The following is a 25,416-nucleotide window of genomic DNA, read 5'->3' on the forward strand; positions in this document are numbered from 1 at the left end:
TCCGCGCCCGTTCCCTCAGAAGGGCAGCCTCCGATGACCGTCCATCTCCACTGGTTCCTGCCGACCGGCGGCGACGGCCGCACCCTCGTCGACCGGCACGTCTACGGCGACGGCGGCATCGGCCGTACGCGTTCCGCGAGCGGGGTGCGGGCGCCCGACATCGAGTATCTGGCGCAGATCGCGAAGGCCGCCGAGCGGCTGGGGTTCGAGGCGGTGCTCACGCCCACCGGGACCTGGTGCGAGGACGCCTGGCTGACCACGGTGGCGCTCGCCCAGCACACCGAACGGCTGAAGTTCCTGGTGGCGTTCCGGCCCGGGGTCGTCTCCCCCGTCCTCGCCGCGCAGATGGCGGCGACGTACCAGCGGATCACCCGCGGCCGGCTGCTGCTCAACGTGGTGACCGGCGGAGACTCGGCCGAGCAGCGGCGGTACGGCGACTTCCTCAGCCACGACCAGCGCTACGAGCGGACCGCCGAGTTCCTGCGCGTGGTGCGCGGGGTGTGGGGCGGGCGGCCGTACGACTTCGACGGGAGCCACTACCAGGTGGAGGGCGGGCTCACCGCGCTGCCGCCCGACCCGCTGCCGGAGATCTTCTTCGGCGGCTCGTCGGCCGCCGCGGGTCCGGTCGCCGCCGAGCACGCGGACGTCTATCTGACCTGGGGCGAGCCGCCCTGGCAGGTGAAGGAGAAGATCGACTGGATCCGGCGGCTCGCGGAGGAGCGGGGCCGCCGGGTGCGCTTCGGCATCCGGCTGCACACCATCTCCCGCGACTCCTCGCGCGAGGCGTGGGCGACCGCGGACCGGCTGCTCGCCGACCTCGACCCGGAGTCCGTCGCGACCGCGCAGGCCGCCCTGGGCCGTAGCGAGTCGGTGGGGCAGCAGCGGATGCTGGCGCTGCACGGCGGTGGCACGCTCGACCGCGAGCGGCTGGAGATCGCGCCGAACCTGTGGGCGGGCGTCGGTCTGGTACGGGGCGGGGCCGGGACGGCGCTCGTGGGCAGCCACGTCGACGTCGCCGACCGGATCGAGGAGTACCACGACCTGGGCATCGAGCACTTCGTGCTGTCGGGCTATCCGCATCTGGAGGAGGCCTACTGGTTCGGCGAGGGCGTGACGCCGGAGCTCGCGGCCCGCGGACTGCTGTCGACCGTGCCCGCCTCGCCGCTGCTCGGGGTCCCGGCGGCCAACGGACGTCCGGCGTCCGCGCCGGGCGGGGCGCCGCTGCTCGTGAACGGCGGGGGCCGGTAGGCCGGCTTCCCGGCCCGCCCGGGCCGGGAAGAAGCCGCGACCGGCCACCGTTAGTGGAATCGTGAACGATTTCGGGGTACGCGAAGTGGACGTGGTCGTCGCCGGCGCCGGGCAGGCGGGGCTGTCGGCCGCCTATCACCTGCGCCGCTCGGGCTTCGAACCCGACCGCGACTTCGTGGTCCTCGACCACGCCCCCCGCCCGGGCGGCGCCTGGCAGTTCCGGTGGCCCTCGCTCACCTACGGCAAGGTCCACGGGATGCACGCGCTGCCCGGGAAGGAGCTGGCCGGGGCCGACCCGGAGCGTCCCTCGTCCGAGGTGATCGGGGACTACTTCGCCGACTACGAGGAGACCTTCGCGCTGCACGTGCACCGGCCGGTGGAGGTGTCGGCGGTCCGCGAGGGCGAGGGCGGGCGCCTGCGGGTGGAGACCTCCGAGGGGGTGTACGCGACCCGCGCGCTGATCAACGCGACGGGCACCTGGGACCGGCCGTTCTGGCCGCGCTACCAGGGGCAGGAGACCTTCCGTGGGCGTCAGCTGCACACCGCCCAGTACCCCGGCCCGGAGTTCTTCGCCGGGAAGCGGGTGATCGTCGTCGGCGGCGGCGCCTCCGGCACCCAGCACCTGATGGAGATCGCCGAGGTCGCCGCGGAGACCACCTGGGTCACCCGGCGCGAGCCCGTCTACCGGGAGGGGCCCTTCGGCGAGGTCGAGGGACGGGCCGCGGTCGCGCTCGTCGAGGACCGGGTGCGGCGCGGACTGCCGCCGGAGAGCGTCGTGTCGGTCACCGGGCTGCCGCTCAACGACGCCATCCGCTCCGCCCGCGCGCGCGGGATCCTCGACCGGCACCCCATGTTCGACCGGATCACCCCGACCGGGGTCGCCTGGGACGACGGACGGACGGTCGAAGCGGACGTGATCCTCTGGGCGACCGGCTTCCGCGCCGCGATCGACCACCTGGCGCCGCTGCGACTGCGCGAACCGGGCGGCGGCATCCGGGTCGAGGGCACCAGGGCGGTGCGCGACGAGCGCGTCCACCTGGTCGGCTACGGCCCCTCCGCCTCCACCATCGGCGCCAACCGGGCCGGCCGGGCGGCGGTCGCCGACGTCCGCCGGCTGCTCAGGCGCGCCCCGCAGCCCGCCGCTCTGCGTTGAACTCCGCGACGTTCGCCTGGTGTTCGGCGTAGCTCGCGGTGAAGCGGGTGTCGCCCGGCTTCACGGTCACGAAGTAGAGCCAGTCGCCGTCCGCCGGGTCGATCGCCGCGGCCATCGCCGCGTCGCCCGGGTTGCCGATCGGTGACGGCGGCAGACCGCGGCGCTCGTAGGTGTTGTACGGGCTGTCGATGCGGGTGTCCTGGTGGGTGGTGTCCACGGTGTCGCGCCCCAGCGCGTAGTTGATCGTGGAGTCCATCTGCAGCGCCATGCCCTGGCCGAGCCGGTTGTAGACGACCCTCGCCACCTTCCCCATGTCCTCGGGGCTGTCGGCCTCGGCCTGCACGATGCTCGCGACGATCACGGTCTGGTGGACGCTCATCCCGTGCCGCCGGGCGCCCTCGGTGATGCGCTCGCCGCCGAAGCGCCTGCCCGCCGTGTCGACCATGTAGCGCAGCAGGCCCTGCGGGGTCGTGGCCTTCACCACCGGATAGGTCGCGGGGAAGAGATAGCCCTCCGGGTTGCCCCCGGCCGCGGGCGGCAGCGCCAGGCCGGTGCCCGCCGCCTGGGCCGTCCTGCGGGTGGTGCCGTCCGGCAGGCCGAGCGAGCGGTCGACCGCCGCGTACACCTCTCCCGCTCGCCAGCCCTCGGGGATGAGCAGCGTGCGCTGCTTCTCGGGCGCGGGCCGGTCCTCCCCGCCGAGCAGCAGCAGGGGCACGGTGACCGCGCCGGCGGCGACGAGGACGGCGCCCAGGAGGAGGGCGAGTCGGCCGCGCCGGGTGAGGCGGGTGCGGCGACGGCGCTCGGGCTGCCAGGACCGGTACGTCATGGGCGCACGCTAACCCGGCCCGCCCCCGAATCCGGGGAGCGCCGGACACGCGGCGGCGCCGCCGGTCCCCTGGGACGGGGGCCCGACGGCGCCGCTTTCCTGCCGGGCGTGAGGGTCAGACGAGCCAGCCCAGGAAGTGGAGGACGCCGGCGAGCAGGTTGGTGATGACGTTCATGGTGGTGCTTCTCCTCGTACAGAGCTTTCTGTGGGACTGCGCGGTCGCGGTCTGCAGCCCTTCGTTCGCGCTCGGTAATCATGCGACGCCGTACGGGAGTTGGGCAACGAAAGCCGACGCGATCACACGTTCTGGGGAACAACCGATCCCACGTTCGCGTGTTCGTCCCGGCGCACCAGCGCCGCGTACCGCCCGTCCTGGGCGAGGAGCTCCTCGTGGGTGCCGCGCTCGGCGATCCGGCCGGCCTCCAGGACGACGATCTGGTCCGCGTCGCGGACGGTGGAGAGCCGATGGGCGATGGTGATGGTGGTCCGGCCCGCGGAGAGCGCGTCGATGGCCTGCTGCACCGCGTGCTCGGTGCGGGTGTCGAGGGCGCTGGTCGCCTCGTCGAGGATGAGCACCGGCGGGTCGCGCAGGATGGTGCGGGCGATGGCCAGGCGCTGCTTCTCGCCGCCGGAGAAGCGGTAACCGCGCTCGCCGACGAGGGTGTCGTAGCCGTCGGGCAGCGAGGCGATGTGGTCGTGGATCTGGGCGGCGCGCGCGGCGGCCTCGATCTCCGCGTCGGTGGCGTCGGGCTTGGCGAAGCGCAGGTTGTCCGCGACGGAGGCGTGGAAGAGGTAGGTCTCCTGGGAGACGACGCCGACGGCCTGGGCGAGCGTGTCGAAGCCGAGGTCGCGCACGTCGGTCCCGTCGAGGGTGACGCGGCCTTCGGTCACGTCGTACAGCCGGGGCACCAGATAGCTCAGGGTGGACTTGCCGGAGCCGGTGGGGCCGACCACGGCGAGGCTGCTGCCGGCGGGGACGGTGAGGTCGATGCCGTCCAGGGTCGGCCGGCCCTCGCCCTCGGGGTCGTAGCGGAAGCCGACCTTCTCGAAGGCCACCTCGCCGGCGATCTTCGCGGGGCGGACGGGCTCGGCGGGCTCGGTGATCTCGACGGGCAGGTCGAGGTATTCGAAGATGCGCTGGAAGAGGGCGAGCGAGGTCTGGATCTGCACGCCGGTCGACAGCAGGCTCACGGCGGGCCGGAAGAGGCCCTGCTGGAGCGAGACGAAGGCGACGAGCGTGCCGAGCGAGACGGCGGGTCCGCCGGCCTGGAGGGCGAGCCCCGCGGCCCAGTAGATCAGCGCGGGCATGGCGGCCATCACGATGCCGATGGTGGACATGCGCCAGCGTCCGGCCATGGAGGAGCGCACTTCGAGGTCGACGAGGCGCTCGGACTCCTCGGCGAAGGACTGGGTGAGGGAGTCGGCGCGGCCCATGGTGCGGCCGAGCAGGATGCCGCTGACGGAGAGGGACTCCGTGACGGTCGCCGCCATGGCGGCCATCTGCTTCTGCCGCTGGGTGGTGATCCGCTTGCGCTCGCGCCCGACCCTGCGGCTGACCCAGACGAAGACCGGCAGCAGGAGCAGCGAGACGAGGGTGAGCCGCCAGTCGAGCGCGAGCATCGCGACGACGGTGGCGACGACGGCGGTCAGGTTGGAGACGAGGGAGGTCGCGGTCGAGGTGACCGTCGCCTGCATGCCGCCGATGTCGTTGGCGATCCGGGACTGCACCTCGCCTGTGCGGGTGCGCGTGAAGAACGCGAGCGGCATCCGCTGGAGCCGGGCGTAGACCGCGGTGCGCAGGTCGTGCATGACGCGCTGGCCGACGGTGGTGGATATCAGGGTCTGGAGCACGCCGAAGACCCCGGAGGTCACGGCGGTGACGATCATGCCGAGGGCGAGCAGGCTGAGCAGCCCGGTGCGCCCCTGGGGGATCGCGGTGTCCAGGATCTCCTTCAGGAGGAACGGCGAGGCGATGGAGACGAGGGACGACGCGCCGACCAGCAGGCCGACGACGGCGAGGCGGCCCCGGTAGGGGCGGAAGAGCCGCAGGATGCGCCGCAGCTGCGCGGGCTCCTCGGGGCGGCCGGGTACGCGGGCGGGGGGCGTCCAGGTGGACTCGTCGTGCGGATGCATGGGCCTCCTACGAGGATGCGATGACAGGTGCAGCCGAATACATCGGAGCATAGCTCATTGTTACCTACCCTCACAATGAACAAGGTCCTGATAGTATTCCCGCATGAGGACGAGCACTCCTGATCGCGCCCCCGACCCCGACGGCCTCCTCGCCGAGCAGCTGCTGCGCCTGACCCGCCGGCTGCAGCGCGCCCACAAGGGGTACATGGAGCCGGTCGGCATCACCCCCGCGCAGTTCCGGCTGCTGCGGACGGTCGCGCACTACGAGGAGCCGCCCCGCATGGCGGACCTCGCGGCTCGGCTCGAGGTGGTGCCGCGGGCCGTCACCAGTCTCGTCGACGGCCTGGAGGCGGCCGGCCGGGTGCGCCGGGTGCCCGACCCGAGCAACCGCCGGGTGGTGCGGATCGAGCTCACCGACGCCGGTCGCGACACGCTGAGGGAGCTCCGCAGCGCGCGCCGTGCGGCCGCAGAGGAGATGCTGGCCCCACTGACCGTCGAACAGCGCGAGGTGCTCGGAGGTCTGCTGTCCGCCCTGGTCGACCGCGATCCGGGGCGCGCCTGCTGAGACCACGGCACGGTCGCGCCGGAGGGGAGCCGTGGCCATGCCCGTACTGGAGCCGAACCCGCAGGCCCTGCGAGCAGGGGTGAAACGGCGGGCGGCGCCCGACCGGGTGCCGGACCTCCAGTCCCGTGGCACCCCGAAGCACCTGCGGGAGGAGCTGACCGCCCTCCTCGGTCCCGGCAAGGTCCTGTCCAAGATCTCCGACCTGGTGCGGTACGCCTCCGACGCCAGCCCCTACCGGTTCGTGCCGCAGGCCGTGGTGGTGGCCGAGGACATCGACGACGTCTCCGCGGTCCTCTCGTACGCGCACGGCAAGGGCCGCGAGGTGGTGTTCCGGGCGGCCGGGACGAGCCTCAACGGGCAGGCGCAGGGCGAGGACATCCTGGTCGACGTGCGCCGCCACTGGGCGGGCGTCGAGGTCCTGGACGGCGGCGCCCGGGCCCGGATCAGGCCCGGGACGACGGTCGTCCGGGCCAACGCGGCCCTGGCGCCGCACGGCCGGGTGCTCGGCCCGGACCCGGCGAGCGCGATCGCCTGCACGATCGGCGGCGTGGTCGCCAACAACGCCTCGGGCATGACCGCGGGGACGACCCGCAACTCGTACCGCACGGTGGCCTCGCTCACCTTCGTCCTGCCGAGCGGCACCGTCGTCGACACCGCCGACCCGGCCGCGGACGAGGAGCTCGCCCGAGCCGAGCCGCGGCTGTGCGCGGGACTGCTCGCCCTGAAGGCGGAGATCGAGGCGGACCCGGAGCTCACCGCCCGGATCCGCGCCAAGTACACGATCAAGAACACCAACGGCTACCGGCTCGACGCCTTCCTGGACGCGGACACCCCGGTCGGGATCCTGCGCGGGCTGATGGTGGGCTCCGAAGGCACCCTCGGCTTCATCTCCGAGGTCGTCTTCGACACCCTCCCGCTGGACCGGAAGGTCAGCTCGGCGCTGCTCTTCTTCCCCTCGCTGCCGGCCGCCGCGGCCGCCGTGCCCGGCTTCAACGACGCGGGGGCGCTCGCCGTCGAGCTGATGGACGGCAACACCCTGCGGGCCTCGGTGAGCGTGCCCGGAGTGCCCGCCGACTGGGCGGAGCTGCCCAAGGAGACGGCCGCGCTCCTGGTGGAGTTCCGCGCCCCCGACGAGGCCGGGCAGCGGGCCTACGAGGAGGCCGCGGCCCGGGTCATGGCGGGGCTCGACCTGGTCGCCCCGGTCGCCTCCGTGACCAACGCCTTCACCCGCGACGCCGGCACGATCGCCGGCTACTGGAAGGCCCGCAAGGCCTTCGTGACCGCGGTCGGCGGCTCACGCCCCTCGGGCACGACCCTGATCACCGAGGACTTCGCGGTGCCGCCCGGCCGGCTCGCCGAGGCGTGCGCCGAGCTCCTCGACCTCCAGGCGCGGCACGGCTTCGACGCCGCCGTCGCCGGCCACGCCGCCCACGGCAACCTGCACTTCCTGCTCGCCTTCGACGCCGGTGACCCCGCCGACGTGGAGCGGTACGCGGGCTTCATGGACGACTTCTGCAAGCTGACCGTCGAGCGCTTCGACGGCTCGCTGAAGGCCGAGCACGCCACCGGCCGCAACATCGCGCCCTTCCTGGAGCTGGAGTGGGGGCCGAAGGCGACGGAGCTGATGTGGCGCACCAAGGAGCTCATCGACCCCGACGGGGTCCTCGCCCCGCGCGTCGTCCTCGACCGCGACCCGCAGGCCCATCTGCGCGGCCTCAAGACCATCCCGACGGTGGAGCCGATCGCCGACCCCTGCATCGAGTGCGGCTTCTGCGAGCCCACGTGCCCCAGCCAGGACCTGACGACCACGCCCCGCCAGCGGATCGTGCTGCGGCGGGAGATGATGCGGCAGGCCGACGGCTCCCCCGTGGAGACCCACCTCCTGGAGTCGTACGGTTACGACGCCGTCGACACCTGTGCCGGGGACTCCACCTGCAAGCTGGCCTGCCCCGTCGGCATCGACACCGGGGCGCTGATGAAGGAGTTCCGGCACGACCGGCACTCCCCGCGAGAGGAGCGGGTCGCCGCGCTCGCCGCCGGCAACTTCCGGGCCGTGGAGGCCTCGGCGCGGCTCGCCGTCGGCGCCGCCGAGCGGATCGGCGACCGGCTCCTCGGGACGGTGACGGGCCTCGCGCGCAAGGCGGTGCGCCCCGACCTCGTACCGGAGTGGCTGCCCGAGATCCCCGGCGCGGGGCCCCGCCGGCTCCCCCGCACCCACCGGCCGGCCGCGGTCGCCGTCTACTACCCGGCGTGCGTGAACCGGATCTTCGGCAATCCGGAGGGGTACGAGGGCCCTTCGCTGCCCGAGGCGGTCGTGGCCCTGTCGGCGCGGGCCGGGCGGCCGGTGTGGATCCCCGACGACGTCACGGGCACCTGCTGCGCCACGATCTGGCACTCCAAGGGGTACGAGCGGGGCAACGAGGTGATGGCCAACCGGATCGTGGAGGCGGCCTGGGGCTGGACGGCCGGCGGCCGTCTCCCGCTCGTGGTCGACGCCTCGTCCTGCACGCTCGGGCTCGCCCACGAGGTGGTGCCGTATCTCACCGACGACAACCGGGAGTTGCACGCCGAGCTGACCGTGGTCGACTCGCTGGTGTGGGCGGCCGACGAGCTGCTGCCGAGGCTCGACGTTCGCCACCGGGTCGGCTCCGCGGTGGTGCATCCCACGTGCTCCATGCGCCACTTGGGCGACGAGGACCGGCTCACGGCGCTCGCCGGGGCCTGCGCCGAGGAGGTGGTCGTCCCGGTGGACGCCGGCTGCTGCGCCTTCGCGGGCGACCGGGGCATGCTGCACCCGGAGCTCACGGCCTCGGCGACGGCGAAGGAGGCCGCGGAGGTGAGGGCCCGGCCGTTCGACGCCCATCTGTCGGCGAACCGGATGTGCGAGGTCGGCATGGACCGCGCCACGGGCCGCACGTACTACTCCGTCCTCCTGGAACTGGAGCGCGCGACCCGGCCCTGACGCGGGACGTCGGGCGCCGCAGGGGCGGGGGTACCCGTCCCTGCGGCGAGGATTCCGCGTCGGTTCCGCGTCGGGGGCTACTGCGGAGGGTTGTCCTGCGGAGGCCGGTCCGAGCCCAGTTGTTGCTTCAGCTTGTCCTGGGCGGTGTCGACCTGGCCGCTGTACTTGCCCTGGGTCTTGTCGTCGACGAAGTCCCCGGCCTTGTCGATGCCCTGGCCGGCCTTGTCCTCGTGACCCTTCAGCATCTGCTTGAGCTTGTCCATCACGCTCATCCGAGCCTCCTTGGCGGGCTGTGCTCCTGTCCAGCATCACCGCTCACGGCTCGGACCGCATCCGCTCAGCAGCGCCGCAGGTCCTCCACGAGGGTCCCCTGGACGGTCTTCAGGGAGCGGTCGTAGCAGCCCTGGGAGCCGTACCGGCGGTAGCGCTCGGAGCTGGTGCCGACCGCGTGGCGCTGCTCGCGCGGGACGCCGAGGGTGAAGGAGGCGTCGCCCGTGTAGGTGTCGTCGAGCCGGGTCCACGACAGCCGCCGGCCGTCGCGGACGATGCCGACGGAGGCCCGGTCGCCGACGGTGAGGACGGTCCGCAGCCGGTTGTCGGCTCCCACCGTGATCTCGCCGTCCATGGTGTACCTGCGGGAGGTGCGGGTCGTGGTCCGGCCGACGGTCACCGTCTCGTCGTCGGTCCAGTACGCGGTGAGCGCGTCCGGGTTCTCGTCGGCGCCCCAGCTGTGCGTGGAGCGGTGGTCGACGGTGCGGGTGACGGTGGTGGCGACGCGGCCGTGCGAGGTGTTCAGATGGCCCGCGACGGTGAGCGTGTGCCCGCCCGTGGTCTCCAGGCGGTCCGGCGAACCGGGCGTGTGGACGGCGGAGTTGCGCGGGGTGCCCGCCTCGTGCCGGTCGAGGGCGCCGGTGACGACGGTGCTGCCCTCGTCCTGCCACAGGAGCACGTTGGCGGGGACGCTCCAGCCCGACTGACCGGCCGGGACGCCGGCCACGGCGACCTCGACGCGGTGGGCCCGGCCGTCGTTGAGGACGGCCGCGAACGGGGTGAGGTCGTAGACGACCGGCTGTACGTCGAAGGCGCGCGGGGCGGGGGTCACGTACCAGAGGAAGGGGTTGGACCAGCCGCCGGTCCAGACGTGCGGGAAGGGCGCCGCGATGCCCGCGAGCCGCCCGTCGACGGAGATCCGGACCTCGCGGTACGGCCCGTCGGCGGCCTTGCAGGAGTAGGGCGCGGCGTCGGGGACGGTGAGGTACCAGAACTCCTCGCAGCCACCGCCCGAGCCGGTGGCGTACACCTCGGCGAGGATCCGCTCGGTGTTGCGCGGGGTGGTGAGCGTGGCACCGGTGAGCGGCAGGACCCGGTCGGGGGTGCCGGTGGCGGGCTTCACCTTGCCCTGGGCGGTGTGGAAGGTGAGCGTGACCCGGACGTCGATGACACCGGTGTAGGTGTCGTCGACGACGTTGCCGATGAGCATCTCGACGGGCTGGGGGCGGGTGAGGGTGTCGCGGTAGCGGGTGACGTCCTTCTCGACCGTCCAGGCGATGCCGTCGGGCGAGGGCTCGGGGGTGGAGGTGCGGAGGATCTCGACGCCGCCGACGGAGAGGTGGCCGAGCCGGTCGTACTGACGGCCCTTCACCTTGCCTTCGAGGCGGAGCACGACCTTGTTCCAGCGGGTGCCGCACTCCTTCGGCGGGGTGTAACTCCCCCGGTACGGCGTGAAGTCGCGGAACTGGGCCGCGGCGAGGGTGACCTCGCAGCTGCGGGTGCCGGGGGTGTCGACCGGCGGGGCCGCGGTGAGCGGGTCGTGCCAGTCGGTGGTGAACTCGGCCGGCGGGGTCGGGGCCTCGTCCGCGTGCGCCGCCGGTGCGGCGAGCAGCAGGCCGGCGGCGAGGGTGAGGCCGCCGATCATGCTCATGATCTTCCGTTGTCTCATGGGTCGTGAGTGAAGCGTGCGCCTCCGGATCCGGTCCAGAGGGCATGGGTCCGGCTTGGCCGGAACTGTGCCCGGTTGCCAGAAAATCGATTGCCGACGGATGTCCGGCGGAGCGAGCCTGGATCGGTTCGGGACATTCGGGAACCGGTACCGGACGCCGGTCGAAGGTACGTGGGAAGTCATGCAGATTCGCGATCTACCGTACGCCGACCCAGGGGTCCCGGACGTCCGCTCGGGCACCGGGTTCCTCCTCTGGCTCGGCCGCCGACAGCTCGGCGGGCAGCTGAAGTGCCTGCTCTGGGGGCTGTTGTTCCAACTGGGCATCGCCGGGCTGCCGCTCGGCGTGGGACTCGCCGTACAGGCGGTGGTGGACCACGACGGCGGCCGGCTCGCGCTGGGGTTGCTGCTGCTCGCCGTCCTCGGCGTGGCCATCGCGGTCGGCGACACGATGGTCCACCGGGCGGCCGTCACCAACTGGATCACCGCCGCCGCCCGCGTCCAGCAGCTGCTCTCGCGCAAGACCGCCGAGCTCGGCTCGCTGCTGACCCGGCGGGTCGCGGCGGGCGAGGTCGTGGCCGTGTCGACCGGTGACGTGGAGAAGATCGGCTGGTTCGTGGAGGCCGCCTCCCGGTTCGCGGCCGCCGCCGTCACGCTGCTCGTCGTCTGCGTCGGCCTCGTGCTCTACCAGCCGGACCTCGGGCTCGTGGTCGCCCTCGGCGTCCCCGTCCTCGCGCTCGCCGCGCTGCCGCTGCTCCCCCGCGCCACCCGCCGGGCGGACGTGCAGCGCGAGAAGGCCGGCCGGGCCACCGAGCTGGCCTCCGACACCGTCGCGGGGCTGCGGGTGCTGCGCGGCATCGGCGGCGAGGAGCTGTTCCTCCGCCGCTACCGGGCCGCCTCCCAGGAGGTGCGCAGGGCCGCCGTCCGCAGCGCCCGGATGTGGGCGCTGATCGCGGCGGTCCAGGTGCTGCTGCCCGGCCTGCTGCTGCTCACGGTGGTGGTCCACGGCGCGCGGCTCGCGCTCGACGGGCGGATCTCCGTCGGCGAACTGGTCACCGTCTACGGCGCGGTGGCGCTCACGCACCACGCGCTGCGCAATTTCGAGGAGATCGCCATGGCGTACTCCTTCTCCCGGCCTTCGGCGAGCCGGGCCGCCCGGGTACTCGCGCTGACCCGCACGACGACGGAGCCCACTGCGGAGGACGACCCGCGGAAGGAAGGGGCCCGGGTGGACGACCCCCGCGCGGGCGGCCCTCGGGCGGACGGCTCCCGGGTGGACGACCCCCGCGCGGACGGCCCCCGCGCGGACGGCCCCCGCGCCGACGGCTCCCGGACGGACGAACCCCGCGCGGACGGCTCCCGGACAGACGAACCCCGCGCGGGCGGGTCCGAGGAGGAGGGCCCCCGCGCGGACGGCTCCCGGACGGACGGCCCCCGCGCGGGCGGGTCCGAGGTGGGCGGCCCTCCCGCGGGCGGGTCCACGGCGGGCGGTCTCCGAGACCTCTACGACCCGGTCACCGGCGTCCTCGCCCCCGCCGGCCGCCTCACCGCGGTGGTGTGCGGCGACCCCGACGCGGCCGGCCGGCTCGCGGACCGGCTCGGCGGCCACCCCGCGGACCCCGGCGACGGCCACGTCTCGGTGCTGCTCGGCGGGGCGCCCCTCGACGGGCTGCCGCTCGACGCGGCCCGGACGGCCGTCCTCGTCCAGGACAAGGACCCGGTGCTGCTCTCCGGCACCCTGCGGGAGCTGCTCGACGTGCCGTCCTCCGGGGCGGTCGCGGCCGAAGCCGCCCTGGAGGCGGCCCAGTGCGGGGACGTCCTGGACGCCCTCGCCCAGGCCTCCGTCGACACCGGCGGCGATCCCATGCGCACCCGGATCACCGAGCGCGGCAGGTCGCTCTCCGGCGGCCAGCGCCAGCGGCTCGCCCTGGCCCGCTCCCTGGTCACGGACCCGGAGGTGCTGGTCCTCGACGAGCCGACCTCGGCGGTGGACTCGCACACCGAGTCCCGGGTGGCGGCCGGGATCAAGCGCCTGCGCGCGGGCCGCACCACGGTGGTGCTCGCCTCCTCGCCGCTGCTGCTCGACGTCGCCGACCGGGTCGTCCTGGTCCACGAGGGCACGGCGGTCGCGGCCGGTACGCACCGGGCACTGCTCGCCGGCGAGTCCCGCTACCGGGCCGTCGTCACCCGCGAGACCGACGCGGAACGCACCCTCGACACCGAGCTGCGGCAGCTCGAAGAGCTGGAAGGAGAGTCGGCATGATCGGCCTGGCGCCACCGGAGTACGACCCGGCGGCACCCCGGGAGGCGACGACGCTGCCGGTGGGCGGCGCGGCGACGGTCCGGACGTACGTCCGGGAGCTGCTGCGCCGCCACCGCCGGGCGTTCGTGCTGCTCGTCGGTGTCAACGCGGGCGCGGTGCTCGCCTCGATGGCCGGTCCGGCGCTGCTCGGCTCGGTCGTCGAGCGCCTCACCGACGGCGCCCGTGAGCTGCATCTGGAGCGGACGGCGGTGCTGTTCGCCGTCGCGCTGCTGGTCCAGACGGTGTTCACCCGCCTGGTGCGGCTGCGCGGGGCGATGCTCGGCGAGGAGATGCTGGCCGATCTGCGGGAGGACTTCCTGGTCCGCTCGGTCGCCCTGCCGCCGGGCGTGCTGGAGCGGGCCGGGACGGGCGATCTGCTGTCCCGGATCACCACCGACGTCGACCGGCTCGGCGAGGCGATGCGGCAGGCCGTGCCGCAGCTCGTCATCGGCGTGGTGTGGGCGGGGCTGCTGATCGGCGGCCTCGCGGTCACCGCGCCGCCGCTGGCGCTGGCGCTGCTGATCGCCGCGCCGCTGCTCGTCGTGGGCTGCCGGTGGTACTTCCGGCGGGCCCCCTCCGCGTACCGCTCGGAGGCCGCCGGGTACGCCGCGGTGGCCGGTGCCCTCGCGGAGAGCGTGGACGCGGGGCGCACGGTCGAGGCGCACCGCCTCGGCCGGCGCCGGATCGAGCTGTCCGAGCGGCGGATCGCGGAGTGGACGGCCTGGGAGCGGTACACGCTCTACCTGCGCTCGGTGCTCTTCCCGGTCATCGACCTCACCCACACCCTGGTGATCACCTCCGTGGTGCTCGTCGGCGGGGTGTTCGTCTTCCAGGGCTGGATGGACGTGGGGCAGCTCACCACGGGGGCGCTGCTCGCCCAGATGCTGGTCGACCCGATCGGGATCGTCCTGCGCTGGTACGACGAGCTCCAGGTCGCCCAGGTGTCGCTGGCCCGGCTCGTGGGCGTCCGGGAGATCGAGCCGGAGGCGGGTGACCGGGCGGTGCGCCCCGAGGGGCGGGAGGTCCGCGCGGACGACGTGCGCTTCGGCTACCGGGAGGGCGTGGACGTGCTGCACCGGGTGTCGATGGACGTGGCCCCGGGCACCCGGCTCGCCCTGGTCGGGCCCTCGGGAGCGGGCAAGTCGACCCTGGGCCGGCTGCTCGCGGGCATCTACGCCCCCCGGTCCGGCTCGGTCACCCTCGGCTCCGCCGAGCTGGCCCGGATGCCCGCCGAGCGGGTCCGCGAGCACGTGGCCCTGGTCAACCAGGAGCACCACGTCTTCGTCGGCTCGCTCCGGGACAATCTGCTGCTCGCACGGCCGGGGGCCGAGGACGCCGAGCTGTGGGCGGCGCTCGGCGCGGTCGCCGCCGAGGGCTGGGCGCGGGCGCTCGCGTCGGGCCTCGACACCGAGGTCGGTTCGGGCGGCCTGGCCCTCACCCCGGCCCAGGCCCAGCAGCTCGCCCTCGCCCGGCTGGTCCTGGCCGACCCGCACACGCTGGTCCTGGACGAGGCGACCTCGCTGCTCGACCCGCGCGCGGCCCGCCATCTGGAGCGCTCGCTCGCCCAGGTCCTGGAGGGCCGCACGGTGGTCGCCATCGCCCACCGGCTGCACACGGCGCACGACGCCGACCTGATCGCGGTGGTCGAGGGCGGCCGGATCAGCGAGCTCGGCAGCCACGAGGAGCTGGTCGCGGCGGACGGCGCGTACGCGGCACTGTGGCGGTCCTGGCACGGGTAGCGCCCACGGGGGAGGGGCCGCCCGGTGCGACCGGGGCGGCCCCTCTCCCGCAGGCGGACGGCGCGCGGGCTACAGGAAGCCGAGCGCCGAGGCCCCGCCCACCCCGCCGAGCAGCATGAAGACCGGCATCAGGACCTTGAGCTCCACCCAGCTGCCCGCCCGGAAGCGCAGGGCCTTCGGCGGGCCGAGCGGGTACCAGCGCTTGCGGCCGACCGGGATCGGCCACAGGATCGGGCAGCCGGAGACGGTCAGGGCGTCGCCGATGTCGTGCACGAGGGCGCCGAGGACGATCGGCAGGCCGAGCCACAGGTACTCCTGCCCGGGCTCGGTGAAGAGCCAGCCCGCGCCGTTGCCGGGCTGGTCGAGGACGCCGGCGAGGATCCAGGCGCTGGTGGCGCCGAGCAGCCACACCAGGACGTCGCTGGACATCCGGGCGGCCCGCCACAGCAGGCCCTCGACCGCCAGGACCAGGTGCACGAAGAGGATCGCGAGGACCGCCCAGCGGCCGCCGGTGACCGCGGCCACGGAGCAGCCGGCGCCGATCAGGACCGCCCACAGCCAGGTGTGGGTGAGCGTGCGGTGGCCGCCGGACCTGCGCGGGTCGGAGGGGGAGCGGGTGGCCTTGTAGACCGCGTACGAGAGCTTGTCGACGACCTCGCACAGGCCCCGCGAGAGGGGGCCGAAGGCGCGGGAGATGGTCGCCGACTTGTGGTCGAGGTCGGGCGCCAGGGCCGCGCCCGCGCAGATGAGTGCGCCGACGACCAGAACCGGCCAGGGCATCGGGTGGTCGAGTGCCGCCGCGGCCGCTCCGACACCCAGCCAGGCCGCAGCTCCGGACAGCGAGTGCGCCGGTCCCATCATGGTCGTACCCGCCCCGTTCCTCGTACGCCGGCGCCCAGTTGACGCCCGGTCGGACGACCGGTCGCGCGACCGGTCGACGGGCCAGCCTATCGTCCGTGATCTTCCTCCCGGTGGCCGGTTCCCTCATCCGAACGGAATCCAGGCAAGATGGGGGCGTGACCCTTATCGATCAGCTGCCGCCGACCGCCGACCCCGATGCCCTTTTCGAGGCCTTCTCCTCATGGGCGGAGGACCGGGGCATCACGCTCTACCCGGCCCAGGAGGAGGCGCTGATCGAGGTGGTCTCCGGGGCGAACGTGATCCTTTCCACCCCGACCGGCTCGGGAAAGTCGCTGGTCGCGGCGGGGGCGCACTTCACGGCGCTCGCCAATGACCAGGTGACCTTCTACACGGCGCCGATCAAGGCGCTGGTGTCGGAGAAGTTCTTCGACCTGTGCAAGATCTTCGGCACCGAGAACGTCGGCATGCTCACCGGCGACGCCTCCGTGAACGCCGACGCCCCCGTCATCTGCTGCACGGCCGAGGTGCTCGCCTCGATCGCGCTGCGGGACGGCAAGGACGCCGACATCGGCCAGGTCGTCATGGACGAGTTCCACTTCTACGCGGAGCAGGACCGCGGCTGGGCCTGGCAGATCCCGCTGCTCGAACTGCCGCAGGCCCAGTTCATCCTGATGTCGGCCACCCTCGGCGACGTGTCGATGTTCGAGAAGGACCTGACCCGGCGGACCGGACGTCCGACCTCGGTGGTCCGCTCGGCGACCCGGCCGGTGCCGCTGTCGTACGAGTACCGGCTGACGCCGATCACCGACACCCTCACCGAGCTCCTGGAGACCAAGCAGGCGCCGGTCTACATCGTGCACTTCACCCAGGCGCAGGCGGTGGAGCGGGCGCAGTCGCTGATGAGCATCAACATGTGCTCGCGCGAGGAGAAGGACAAGATCGCCGAGCTGATCGGCAACTTCCGCTTCACCACCAAGTTCGGCCAGAACCTCTCGCGCTACGTGCGGCACGGCATCGGCGTGCACCACGCGGGCATGCTGCCGAAGTACCGGCGCCTGGTGGAGAAGCTGGCCCAGGCCGGTCTGCTGAAGGTGATCTGCGGCACGGACACCCTCGGCGTGGGCGTCAACGTGCCCATCCGCACGGTGCTGTTCACGGCACTGACGAAGTACGACGGCAACCGGGTGCGGACGCTGCGCGCCCGGGAGTTCCACCAGATCGCCGGCCGGGCCGGGCGGGCGGGCTTCGACACCGCCGGCTTCGTGGTCGCGCAGGCCCCCGAGCACGTCATCGAGAACGAGAAGGCGCTCGCCAAGGCGGGCGACGACCCGAAGAAGCGCCGCAAGGTGGTCCGCAAGAAGGCGCCCGAGGGCTTCGTCGCCTGGAGCGAGACGACCTTCGAGAAGCTCATCGACTCCGAGCCGGAGCCGCTGACCTCGCGCTTCAAGGTCACGAACATCATGCTGCTGTCCGTGATCGCCCGCCCGGGCAACGCGTTCGAGGCGATGCGCAAGCTCCTGGAGGACAACCACGAGCCGCGCAGGAACCAGCTCCGGCACATCCGCCGGGCCATCGCGATCTACCGCTCGCTGCTCGACGGCGGCGTCGTGGAGCAGCTCGACACCCCGGACGCCGAGGGCCGCACCATCCGGCTCACGGTCGACCTCCAGCAGGACTTCGCGCTCAACCAGCCGCTGTCGACCTTCGCGCTCGCGGCGTTCGACCTGCTGGACCCGGAGTCCCCCTCGTACGCCCTGGACATGGTCTCGGTGGTCGAGTCGACCCTCGACGACCCGCGTCAGATCCTCGCCGCCATGCAGAACAAGGCGCGCGGCGAGGCGGTCGGGCAGATGAAGGCGGACGGCGTCGAGTACGAGGAGCGCATGGAGCGGCTCCAGGACATCTCGTACCCGAAGCCGCTGGAGGAGCTGCTCTGGCACGCGTACAACGTCTACCGGAAGTCGCACCCGTGGGTCGGCGACCACCCGGTCTCGCCGAAGTCCGTCATCCGCGACATGTACGAACGGGCGCTGTCCTTCACGGAGTTCACCTCCTGGTACGAGCTGGCGCGGACCGAGGGCATCGTGCTGCGCTACCTCGCGAGCGCGTACAAGGCGCTGGACCACACGATCCCGGACGACCTGAAGACCGAGGACCTGCAGGACCTCATCGAGTGGCTCGGCGAGATGGTGCGCCAGGTGGACTCCTCGCTGCTCGACGAGTGGGAGCAGCTGGCCAACCCGGAGGTCGAGACGGCCGAGCAGGCCCAGGAGAAGGCGGACCAGGTCAAGCCGGTCACGGCGAACGCCCGCGCCTTCCGGGTCCTGGTGCGCAACGCGATGTTCCGCCGGGTGGAGCTCGCCGCCCTGGACAACGTGGACGCGCTGGGCGAGCTGGACGCGGAGTCCGGCTGGGACGCCGACGCCTGGGGCGAGGCGATGGACGGGTACTGGGACGAGTACGAGGACCTCGGCACCGGTCCGGACGCGCGCGGTCCGAAGCTGCTCTCCATCGAGGAGGACCCGGCGCACGGCCTCTGGCGCGTCCGGCAGACCTTCGCCGACCCGAACGGCGACCATGACTGGGGCATCAGCGCGGAGGTGGACCTGGCCGCCTCCGACGAGGAGGGCCGGGCGGTCGTCCGCGTGACGTCCGTCGGACAGCTGTAGAGGAGAGGGCTGACGTGACCAATCCCGCCGAGAGGCTCGTCGATCTGCTCGACCTGGAGCGGATCGAGGTCGACATCTTCCGCGGCCGGAGCCCGCAGGAGTCGCTGCAACGGGTCTTCGGCGGGCAGGTCGCCGGCCAGGCCCTGGTGGCGGCCGGGCGCACCACGGACGGCGACCGGCCGGTGCACTCGCTGCACGCCTACTTCCTGCGGCCGGGCCGGCCCGGTGTGCCGATCGTCTACCAGGTGGAGCGGGTGCGCGACGGGCGTTCCTTCACCACCCGGCGGGTCACCGCGATCCAGGAGGGGCGGACGATCTTCAATCTGACGGCCTCCTTCCACCGGCCGGAGGACTCGGCCTTCGAGCACCAGCTGCCGCCGCGGCACCTCGCCGACCCGGAGAGCCTGCCGAACCTCGCCGACGAGATCCGCGACCACCTCGGGACGCTGCCGGAGGCGCTGGAGCGGATGGCCCGCCGCCAGCCCTTCGACATCCGCTACGTGGACCGGCTGCGCTGGACGCAGGAGGAGGTCGAGGGCGCCGACCCGCGCAGCGCGGTGTGGATGCGGGCCGTCGGTCCGCTGGGCGACGACCCGCTGGTGCACACCTGCGCCCTGACCTACGCCTCGGACATGACGCTGCTCGACGCGGTCCGCATCCCGATCGAGCCGTTGTGGGGGCCGCGCGGCTTCGACATGGCCTCCCTGGACCACGCGATGTGGTTCCACCGCCCGTTCCGCGCCGACGAGTGGTTCCTGTACGACCAGGAGTCACCGATCGCGCACGGCGGCCGGGGTCTCGCCCGCGGCCGGATCTACGACCGCGAGGGCCGGCTGCTGGTGTCGGTGGTCCAGGAAGGCCTGTTCCGCAAGCTCTGAGCGCGTCGGCGTCCCGCTTCCGCCGCCCGCAGGCGGCGGGTCAGCGCGTCGGTCCGCGCGCTGCCGTACGTGCCGGTGAGGCGCTCGGTCAGGGCGTCCGGGGAGAGGGTGTAGCCCTGGGCGCCCCGCCCTTCGAGGGCGAAGGACGCGACGGCGCAGCCGAGTCGGGCCGCGGATTCGACGTCCTCGCCCCAGCCGGCCGCCGCCAGGAAGCCGGCCCGGAAGGCGTCGCCCGCTCCGGTCGGCTCCACGGGCCCGCCCGGCGCCACGGCGGGGACGGTGCGGTGCGGCTCGCCGGCGCGCTCGATGCGCACGCCCTCGGCACCGAGGGTGGTGAGCCACACCCCCACCCGGGACAGGATCTCGCCCTGCCGCCAGCCGGTGCGCTCCCGCAGCAGGGACGCCTCGTACTCGTTGGAGAAGAGCCACCGCGCGCCGGTCACGAGCTCCCTGGCCTGGTCCCTGTCGATCCGGGCGAGTTGCTGGGAGGGATCGGCGGCGACGGGGATGCCGAGCGCCCTGGCCTGAGCCGTGTGGCGCAGCATGGCCGCGGGGTCGTTCGGCGAGACCACCACGATGCCGATGTCCCCGACGCGGTCGACGATCGGCCGGAGGTCGATGCCGGGCGCCTGCGCCATCGCTCCCGCGTAGAAGGAGGCGATCTGGTTCTGCGCGCGGTCGGTCAGGCAGACGAAGCGGGCGGTCTGGAGGTCGGCCGAGCGGAGCACGGAGTCGGTGTCGACGCCGGCCTCCTTCAGGCGCACCTCGTACGCGCCGAAGTCGCCGCCCGCCGCGCCGACGAGGACCGGGGCGAGTCCGAGACCGCCGAGTCCGTACGCGATGTTCGCGGCGACTCCCCCGTGCCGGATCTCCAGCTCGTCGACCAGGAAGGAGAGCGAGACCCGGTCCAGGCTCTCCGCGATCAGCTGCTCCGTGAAGGAGCCGGGGAAGGCCATCAGGTGGTCGGTGGCGATGGAACCCGAGACCGCTATCCGCACGGGAACTCCTGATGCGTGAGGTAGGACTGCACGTTGCGGCGGGTCTCGGGAACGCTGTCGCCCCCGAACTTCTCCAGCACCGCGTCCGCCAGGACCAGCGCGACCATCGCCTCGGCCACGATCCCGGCCGCCGGCACCGCGCAGACATCGGAACGCTGGTGATGCGCCGCCGCGACCTCCCCGGTCGCCACGTCCACCGTCGCCAACGCCCGCGGAACGGTCGCGATCGGCTTCATCGCCGCCCGCACCCGCAACAGCTCCCCCGTACTCAGACCACCCTCCGTACCCCCCGCACGGCCGGTGGCCCGAGTGATGCCGTCGGCACCCTTGACGATCTCGTCATGCGCCTGCGAGCCGGGAACCCGGGCCAGGTCGAAGCCGTCGCCGACCTCGACGCCCTTGATGGCCTGGATACCCATCAGCGCCGCGGCGAGCCGCGCGTCCAGACGCCGGTCCCAGTGCACGTGCGAACCGAGACCGACCGGCACCCCGTAGGCGAGGACCTCCACGACGCCACCCAGGGTGTCGCCGTCCTTGTGCGCCTGGTCGATCTCCGCGACCATCGCCTTCGACGCGTCCGCATCCAGGCAACGCACCGGGTCGGCGTCGAGCCTCTCCACATCGGCGGGAGTCGGGTAGACGCCGTACGGCGCCTTCGCCGACGCCAGCTCCACCACATGCGACACGATCTCGATGCCCGCCGCCTCCTTCAGGAAGGACCGGGCGACGGCACCGAGCGCGACACGCGCCGCGGTCTCCCGGGCGCTGGCGCGCTCCAGGATCGGCCGGGCCTCGTCGAAGCCGTACTTCTGCATGCCGGCCAGGTCCGCGTGCCCCGGACGCGGCCGGGTCAGGGGCGCGTTACGACCCGTCTCCTTCAACTCCGACGGGTCGACCGGATCCGCCGACATCACCTTCTCCCACTTCGGCCACTCCGTGTTGCCGACCATGACGGCGACGGGCGAGCCGAGGGAGAGGCCGTGGCGGACGCCGCCGAGGAACGTGACCTCGTCCTGCTCGAACTTCATGCGCGCGCCGCGCCCGTAGCCGAGGCGCCGCCGCGCGAGATGATCCGCCACCAGCTCCGTGGTCACCGGAACACCGGCGGGAAGTCCTTCGAGAGTGGCAACCAGCGCGGGTCCATGCGACTCCCCCGCCGTCAGCCAACGCAGCCTGCTCAACGGCGCTCCCCGGCCAGGCGGTCGAAACCGCGCGTGTCGCTGCGCCGGGCCGCGTACATCTCGGCGATGAGGAAGGCGAGTTCGAGCGACTGGCTGCGGTTGAGCCGCGGGTCGCAGGCGGTCTCGTAGCGGGTGCGGAGGTCCTCGTCGCCTATGGCGTCCGCGCCGCCGACGCACTCGGTGACGTCGTCGCCGGTCAGCTCCACGTGGATGCCGCCCGGGTGGGTGCCCAGCTGGTGGTGGACCTCGAAGAAGCCCTTGATCTCGTCCAGGATCCGGCTGAACTGGCGGGTCTTGTAGCCGCTCGCCGACTCGTAGGTGTTGCCGTGCATCGGGTCGCACGTCCACACCGGCTGGGCTCCGGAGGCCGTGACCTTCTCCACGAGTCCCGGCAGGACGTCCGTGATCCGGTCCGCGCCCATGCGGGTGATGAAGGTGAGCCGTCCCGGGCGCCGTTCGGGGTCCAGCCGGTCGATCAGCGCGAGCACGTCGTCGGCGGTCGAGGTCGGCCCCAGCTTGACGCCGATGGGGTTGCTGATGGCGGCGGCGAACGCCACGTGGGCGCCGTCGAGTTGCCGGGTGCGCTCGCCGATCCACACCATGTGGCCCGACACGTCGTACAGCCGGCCCGTCCGGGAGTCCTCGCGGGTCAGCGCGTCCTCGTAGTCGAGGAGCAGCGCCTCGTGACTGGCGTAGAACTCGACGGTCTCCAGTTCGCTCGGCAGCGTGCCGCAGGAGCGCATGAAGGCCAGGGCCGAGTCGATCTCGCCGGCCAGTCGCTCGTAGCGCTCGCCGGCCGGGGAGTCGGCCACGAAGTCCCGGTTCCAGGCGTGCACCCGGCGCAGGTCGGCGTATCCCCCGGTGGTGAAGGCCCTGACCAGGTTCAGCGTGGCGGCCGACGCGTGGTACATCCGCCGCAGCCGCCGCGGGTCGGGCTGCCGGGACGCCTCGGTGAACGCGAGGCCGTTGACGGCGTCGCCGCGGTACGAGGGCAGGGCGACGCCGTCGCGCGTCTCGACGGAGCTGGAGCGGGGCTTGGCGTACTGGCCCGCCATCCGGCCGAGTTTGACGACCGGTACGGAGGCGGCGTAGGTGAGCACCGCCGCCATCTGGAGGATCGTCCTGAGCTTGTTGTCGATCTGGTCGACGCCCACGCCGTCGAAGGTCTCGGCGCAGTCGCCGGCCTGGAGGAGGAAGGCCTCCCCCCTGGCCACCGCGGCGAGCCGATCGGTCAGCCGGTCGCACTCCGCCGCGTAGACCAGCGGCGGGCAGGAGCGCAGGAAGGCCCGGGTCTCGTCCAGGGCGCCGGGGTCCGGCCACTCCGGCTGCTGCGCCGCGGGCAGCGCCCGCCAGTCGCGTGCTGTGTCTCCGTCCATGTCTACCTTCCGTCGGTGGCCCGGACCGGGCTCGGGTGGGGGTCGGTGGGGGTCAGCCGGCGGCCGGCCCCAGCCGCCTGAGGACGTCGAGCACGGTCTCCTGGCTGTAGAACGCGTCGGGGGGCAGCGAGACGAACAGCTGGATGCTCGTCACCCCGGGCACGTGGTAGCGCATGATCTGTTCGCGGCACTCCTCGGGCGTGCCGCTGATGAACAGCCCGTCGACCACCTCGTCGGGGAGCGCCTTCTGGGCGCCCGCCGGGTCGCCCGCCGCCCAGAACTCGTGGCACTCGCGCAGCAGTTCCCCGTGGCCGAGCCACTCGTGGAACTTGCGGTAGGGCTCGCGGTTGAGGATCCAGGCGAGGAAGGGGCGGGCGTTGGCCCGCGCGTACGCCTTGTCCTCGGTCGGACAGACGAAGAGCTTCACCACCAGCTCCTTGCCCAGCGGTTGCGGCCCCACGGCCTCCAGGATCGTGGGGACGTTCTCCGGGAAGAGGAGGTTGGTGATGGCTCCGTCGCCCTCGCTGAAGCCGAGCTTGAGCATGTTGGGGCGCAGCGCCCCCAGGATGACCTTGACCGGCTCGGTCGGCGGGTGCGGCAGCCGGTAGCCGGTGATGCTGAACGTGTCGAACTCGTCGGCGACGTACTCGCCGCGCAGCGCCCGGGTGACGAACCGCAGCACGTCGCGGGTGCGCTTGAACGGCTCCTCGAACGGGATGCCGTTGATGTCGCTGACGTGGGCGGGGACCGAGGAGCCGAGGCCCAGGAGGAGGCGGCCGGGGGCCATCTGCGCCAGGGTGGCCGCGGTCTGGGCGATCAGGGCCGGGCCCCGGGTGAAGACGGGGATGATGCCGGTGCCGAGGCGCAGCGTCGGGGACCAGGCCGCGGTCGCCGCGAGCGGGGTGAAGGCGTCGGTGCCGCCGCCCTCGGCCGTCCACACGTCGGAGTACCCGACGTCGGGCAGCCGCTCGACGATGTGCTTGTGGTGGCCGATGGTGATGCCGGGGAGCGGCAGGGTGACGCCCCACTTGGGCTGCGCGTGCGGAGGGCGGTCGCTGGTGGGCACGTCTGGCGGGTCCTTTCAGGAGGTGGTGCGTCTCCCGGGGACTGGACTGCGGGAGCGGCTGGTCGACTCCAGCGTCCGCGGCGGCCCGCCCGGCAACCAGCCAGGCGTTCATGCGGTGACTCGTACTAACAGGACCAACGCCTGGCTGGTTGGCCTGGGGCGGGCGGGCCAGGGTGAGTGAGCCGGCACCGACGTCCCCGGAATTCGTGAACCACGCTCGAAAGGCAACCCGTCGTCATGGACAGTCCTCCCACCTCGCCCGCAGCCCCGACCGCAGCCCCGGCGCGCTTCCGGTGGGGGCCCTACGCCTCCGTGTTCGTCCTGCTGTTCCTCTTCGGCACCGAGACCTTCCTGGTGTCGCCGCTGCTCCCCACGATCGCCACCGACCTGCGGATCGCGGAGTCTTCGGCCGCGTACAGCGTCACGGCGTACGTGCTCGTGTACGCGGTCTGCGCGCCGTTCCTCGGCCTGGTGAGCGACCGGGTCGGCCGCCGCCGCACCCTGCTGGTCGGTTCGGTCCTCTTCCTGCTCTCCAACGTGGCCGCCGCGCTCTCGGACGGTCTGACCCTGCTCGTGGTGTCGCGTGCGCTGGCCGGTCTCGCGGCCGCCGCGGCCGGTCCGGCGATCTGGGCGCACATCGCGGAGACCACCGCGGACACGGTGCGCGGCCGGGCCCTGGGCCTCGGCATGGCGTTCTTCTCCTGCGGCCAGGTGCTCGGCGTGCCGCTGGGCAGCTTCCTGGCGGGCGCGGCCGGCTGGCGGGCGGCGTTCTGGGCGATGGCCGTCGGCACGCTGGTCGTGGTCCCGATGCTGCTCGCGCAGATCCCGGCCGCCGCGGCGGCCCCGCCGGCCGACGGCATGGGCGCCCGTGCGGTGTTCGCGGCCTGGGGCCACGGTGCGCTGCGCCGCTCGCTGCTGGTCAACACCGCCTTCAACGCGGCGAACCTGGGCGCCTACACCTTCATGGGCGTGGTCCTCGCCGAGCGCTTCGACCTGTCCGTGACGGTGCTCGGTCTGATCGGCGTCCTCGTCGGTGCCGGCAGCATCGTCGGCTCGACCCTGGGCGGCCGGCTCGGCGACAAGGCCCGGGCCCAGGGCCGTACGGACCAGCCCATGCTGGCCGTGTGGGGCGTGCTGCTCGCCGTGGGCATCGCGCTGACGGTGTGGGGCCCGGGTCTCGTCCTGGCGCTGCTCGGCGTGGTCGTCTGGTTCGTGGCCAGCGGTGGCTTCGTCACCGACCAGCAGACGCTCGCCGGCACGGCCGCCCCCGAGCTGCGGGCGACGTCCAGCGCGTGGCTCACCTCCACCATGTACGCCGGCACGGGCATCGGCGCCTGGGCGGTGGGCCTGTTCGCCGACCTGACGCTGGGCACGGCCGTGATCGGTGTGGCGCTCGCGGTGGTCGCGGCGCTCGGTGGCCTGATGGTCAGCGCGCAGCTGCGCCGGGGCGCGGCGCGGGCCGGCGCGGTGGGCGCGCCGGAGAGCGCCTGATCCGGCGCGGGCGCGTGCGGTGTCCCACCGCC

18 protein-coding genes are annotated in these 25,416 nt (G+C 73.2%); 9 read left to right on the top strand and 9 right to left on the bottom strand.

Annotated elements, in window-relative coordinates; translation table 11 throughout:
- Positions 1–33: 33 nt before the first annotated feature.
- Together ACH414_RS18775 and ACH414_RS18780 are read left to right on the top strand one after the other, a co-directional pair.
- Entirely contained in the window at positions 34–1,248 is a 1,215-nt protein-coding gene (locus tag ACH414_RS18775; protein WP_398942522.1) for an LLM class flavin-dependent oxidoreductase, read from the top strand.
- 61 nt (positions 1,249–1,309) lie between these two features.
- Positions 1,310–2,401, top strand: a complete 1,092-nt coding sequence (locus tag ACH414_RS18780) for an NAD(P)-binding domain-containing protein (RefSeq protein WP_398942524.1) — start codon at positions 1,310–1,312, stop codon at positions 2,399–2,401.
- Here the strand turns inward: ACH414_RS18780 and mltG are convergent.
- Both mltG and ACH414_RS18790 read right to left on the bottom strand, forming a co-directional pair.
- Positions 2,367–3,227, bottom strand: a complete 861-nt coding sequence (gene mltG, locus ACH414_RS18785; RefSeq protein WP_386570389.1) for an endolytic transglycosylase MltG — start codon at positions 3,225–3,227, stop codon at positions 2,367–2,369. The genes ACH414_RS18780 and mltG overlap by 35 nt on opposite strands.
- A 297-nt stretch (positions 3,228–3,524) precedes the next feature.
- On the bottom strand, positions 3,525–5,360 hold the full coding sequence (locus ACH414_RS18790) for an ABC transporter ATP-binding protein (RefSeq protein WP_382533616.1): 1,836 nt from the start codon (positions 5,358–5,360) through the stop codon (positions 3,525–3,527).
- A 103-nt stretch (positions 5,361–5,463) separates the two neighbouring features.
- Between ACH414_RS18790 and ACH414_RS18795 the strand changes: the two genes are divergently transcribed.
- Positions 5,464–5,925, top strand: coding sequence for a MarR family winged helix-turn-helix transcriptional regulator (locus ACH414_RS18795; protein WP_382533614.1), 462 nt, complete (start codon positions 5,464–5,466; stop codon positions 5,923–5,925).
- Positions 5,926–5,962: 37 nt separating this feature from the next.
- Positions 5,963–8,887: an FAD-binding and (Fe-S)-binding domain-containing protein gene (locus ACH414_RS18800; protein ID WP_382533613.1), complete on the top strand. Its 2,925-nt coding sequence runs from the start codon at positions 5,963–5,965 to the stop codon at positions 8,885–8,887.
- Between the two features lie 77 nt (positions 8,888–8,964).
- Here ACH414_RS18800 and ACH414_RS18805 read toward each other — a convergent pair whose 3' ends face one another.
- Both ACH414_RS18805 and ACH414_RS18810 read right to left on the bottom strand, forming a co-directional pair.
- Positions 8,965–9,159 (bottom strand): antitoxin, encoded by a 195-nt coding sequence (locus ACH414_RS18805; protein ID WP_382533611.1) that lies wholly within the window; start codon positions 9,157–9,159, stop codon positions 8,965–8,967.
- A gap of 65 nt (positions 9,160–9,224) precedes the next feature.
- A complete protein-coding gene (locus tag ACH414_RS18810) occupies positions 9,225–10,826 on the bottom strand; it encodes a peptide-N4-asparagine amidase (RefSeq protein ID WP_398942528.1) in 1,602 nt (533 codons plus the stop codon).
- Between the two features lie 181 nt (positions 10,827–11,007).
- Here ACH414_RS18810 and ACH414_RS18815 point away from each other — a divergent pair, with 181 nt between their 5' ends.
- On the top strand, positions 11,008–13,086 hold the full coding sequence (locus tag ACH414_RS18815; protein ID WP_398942530.1) for an ABC transporter transmembrane domain-containing protein: 2,079 nt from the start codon (positions 11,008–11,010) through the stop codon (positions 13,084–13,086).
- On the top strand, positions 13,083–14,864 hold the full coding sequence (locus ACH414_RS18820) for an ABC transporter ATP-binding protein (protein WP_398942532.1): 1,782 nt from the start codon (positions 13,083–13,085) through the stop codon (positions 14,862–14,864). The genes ACH414_RS18815 and ACH414_RS18820 overlap by 4 nt, the downstream gene beginning before the upstream one ends.
- 69 nt (positions 14,865–14,933) lie before the next feature.
- Here the strand turns inward: ACH414_RS18820 and ACH414_RS18825 are convergent, their stop codons facing one another.
- Entirely contained in the window at positions 14,934–15,725 is a 792-nt protein-coding gene (locus ACH414_RS18825) for a metal-dependent hydrolase (RefSeq protein ID WP_382533603.1), read from the bottom strand.
- Positions 15,726–15,820: 95 nt separating this feature from the next.
- Between ACH414_RS18825 and ACH414_RS18830 the strand changes: the two genes are divergently transcribed.
- Positions 15,821–18,394 (top strand): DEAD/DEAH box helicase, encoded by a 2,574-nt coding sequence (locus ACH414_RS18830; protein ID WP_382533601.1) that lies wholly within the window; start codon positions 15,821–15,823, stop codon positions 18,392–18,394.
- Between the two features lie 14 nt (positions 18,395–18,408).
- Entirely contained in the window at positions 18,409–19,272 is an 864-nt protein-coding gene (locus tag ACH414_RS18835) for an acyl-CoA thioesterase (RefSeq protein ID WP_382533600.1), read from the top strand.
- On the opposite strand, the gene ACH414_RS18840 is transcribed toward ACH414_RS18835, so the two are convergent.
- The 4 genes from ACH414_RS18840 to ACH414_RS18855 are packed head-to-tail and all read right to left on the bottom strand — an operon-like array spanning position 19,209 to position 23,893.
- Positions 19,209–20,270, bottom strand: coding sequence for a carbohydrate kinase family protein (locus ACH414_RS18840; RefSeq protein ID WP_398942535.1), 1,062 nt, complete (start codon positions 20,268–20,270; stop codon positions 19,209–19,211). The genes ACH414_RS18835 and ACH414_RS18840 overlap by 64 nt on opposite strands.
- A complete protein-coding gene (gene aroC, locus ACH414_RS18845; protein WP_382533597.1) occupies positions 20,261–21,451 on the bottom strand; it encodes a chorismate synthase in 1,191 nt (396 codons plus the stop codon). Before aroC ends, ACH414_RS18840 begins: the two co-directional genes overlap by 10 nt.
- The gene (locus ACH414_RS18850; RefSeq protein WP_382533595.1) at positions 21,448–22,827 is read right to left on the bottom strand and encodes a class II 3-deoxy-7-phosphoheptulonate synthase; all 1,380 of its coding nucleotides are present in this window, start codon (positions 22,825–22,827) and stop codon (positions 21,448–21,450) included. Before ACH414_RS18850 ends, aroC begins: the two co-directional genes overlap by 4 nt.
- Positions 22,828–22,879: 52 nt before the next feature.
- The gene (locus tag ACH414_RS18855; RefSeq protein ID WP_382533593.1) at positions 22,880–23,893 is read right to left on the bottom strand and encodes an LLM class F420-dependent oxidoreductase; all 1,014 of its coding nucleotides are present in this window, start codon (positions 23,891–23,893) and stop codon (positions 22,880–22,882) included.
- Between the two features lie 237 nt (positions 23,894–24,130).
- Between ACH414_RS18855 and ACH414_RS18860 the strand changes: the two genes are divergently transcribed.
- A complete protein-coding gene (locus ACH414_RS18860; protein ID WP_382533591.1) occupies positions 24,131–25,384 on the top strand; it encodes an MFS transporter in 1,254 nt (417 codons plus the stop codon).
- Positions 25,385–25,416: the final 32 nt, after the last annotated feature.

The sequence above is a fragment of the Streptomyces sp. NPDC020422 genome (assembly GCF_044386705.1).
GTDB lineage: Bacteria > Actinomycetota > Actinomycetes > Streptomycetales > Streptomycetaceae > Streptomyces.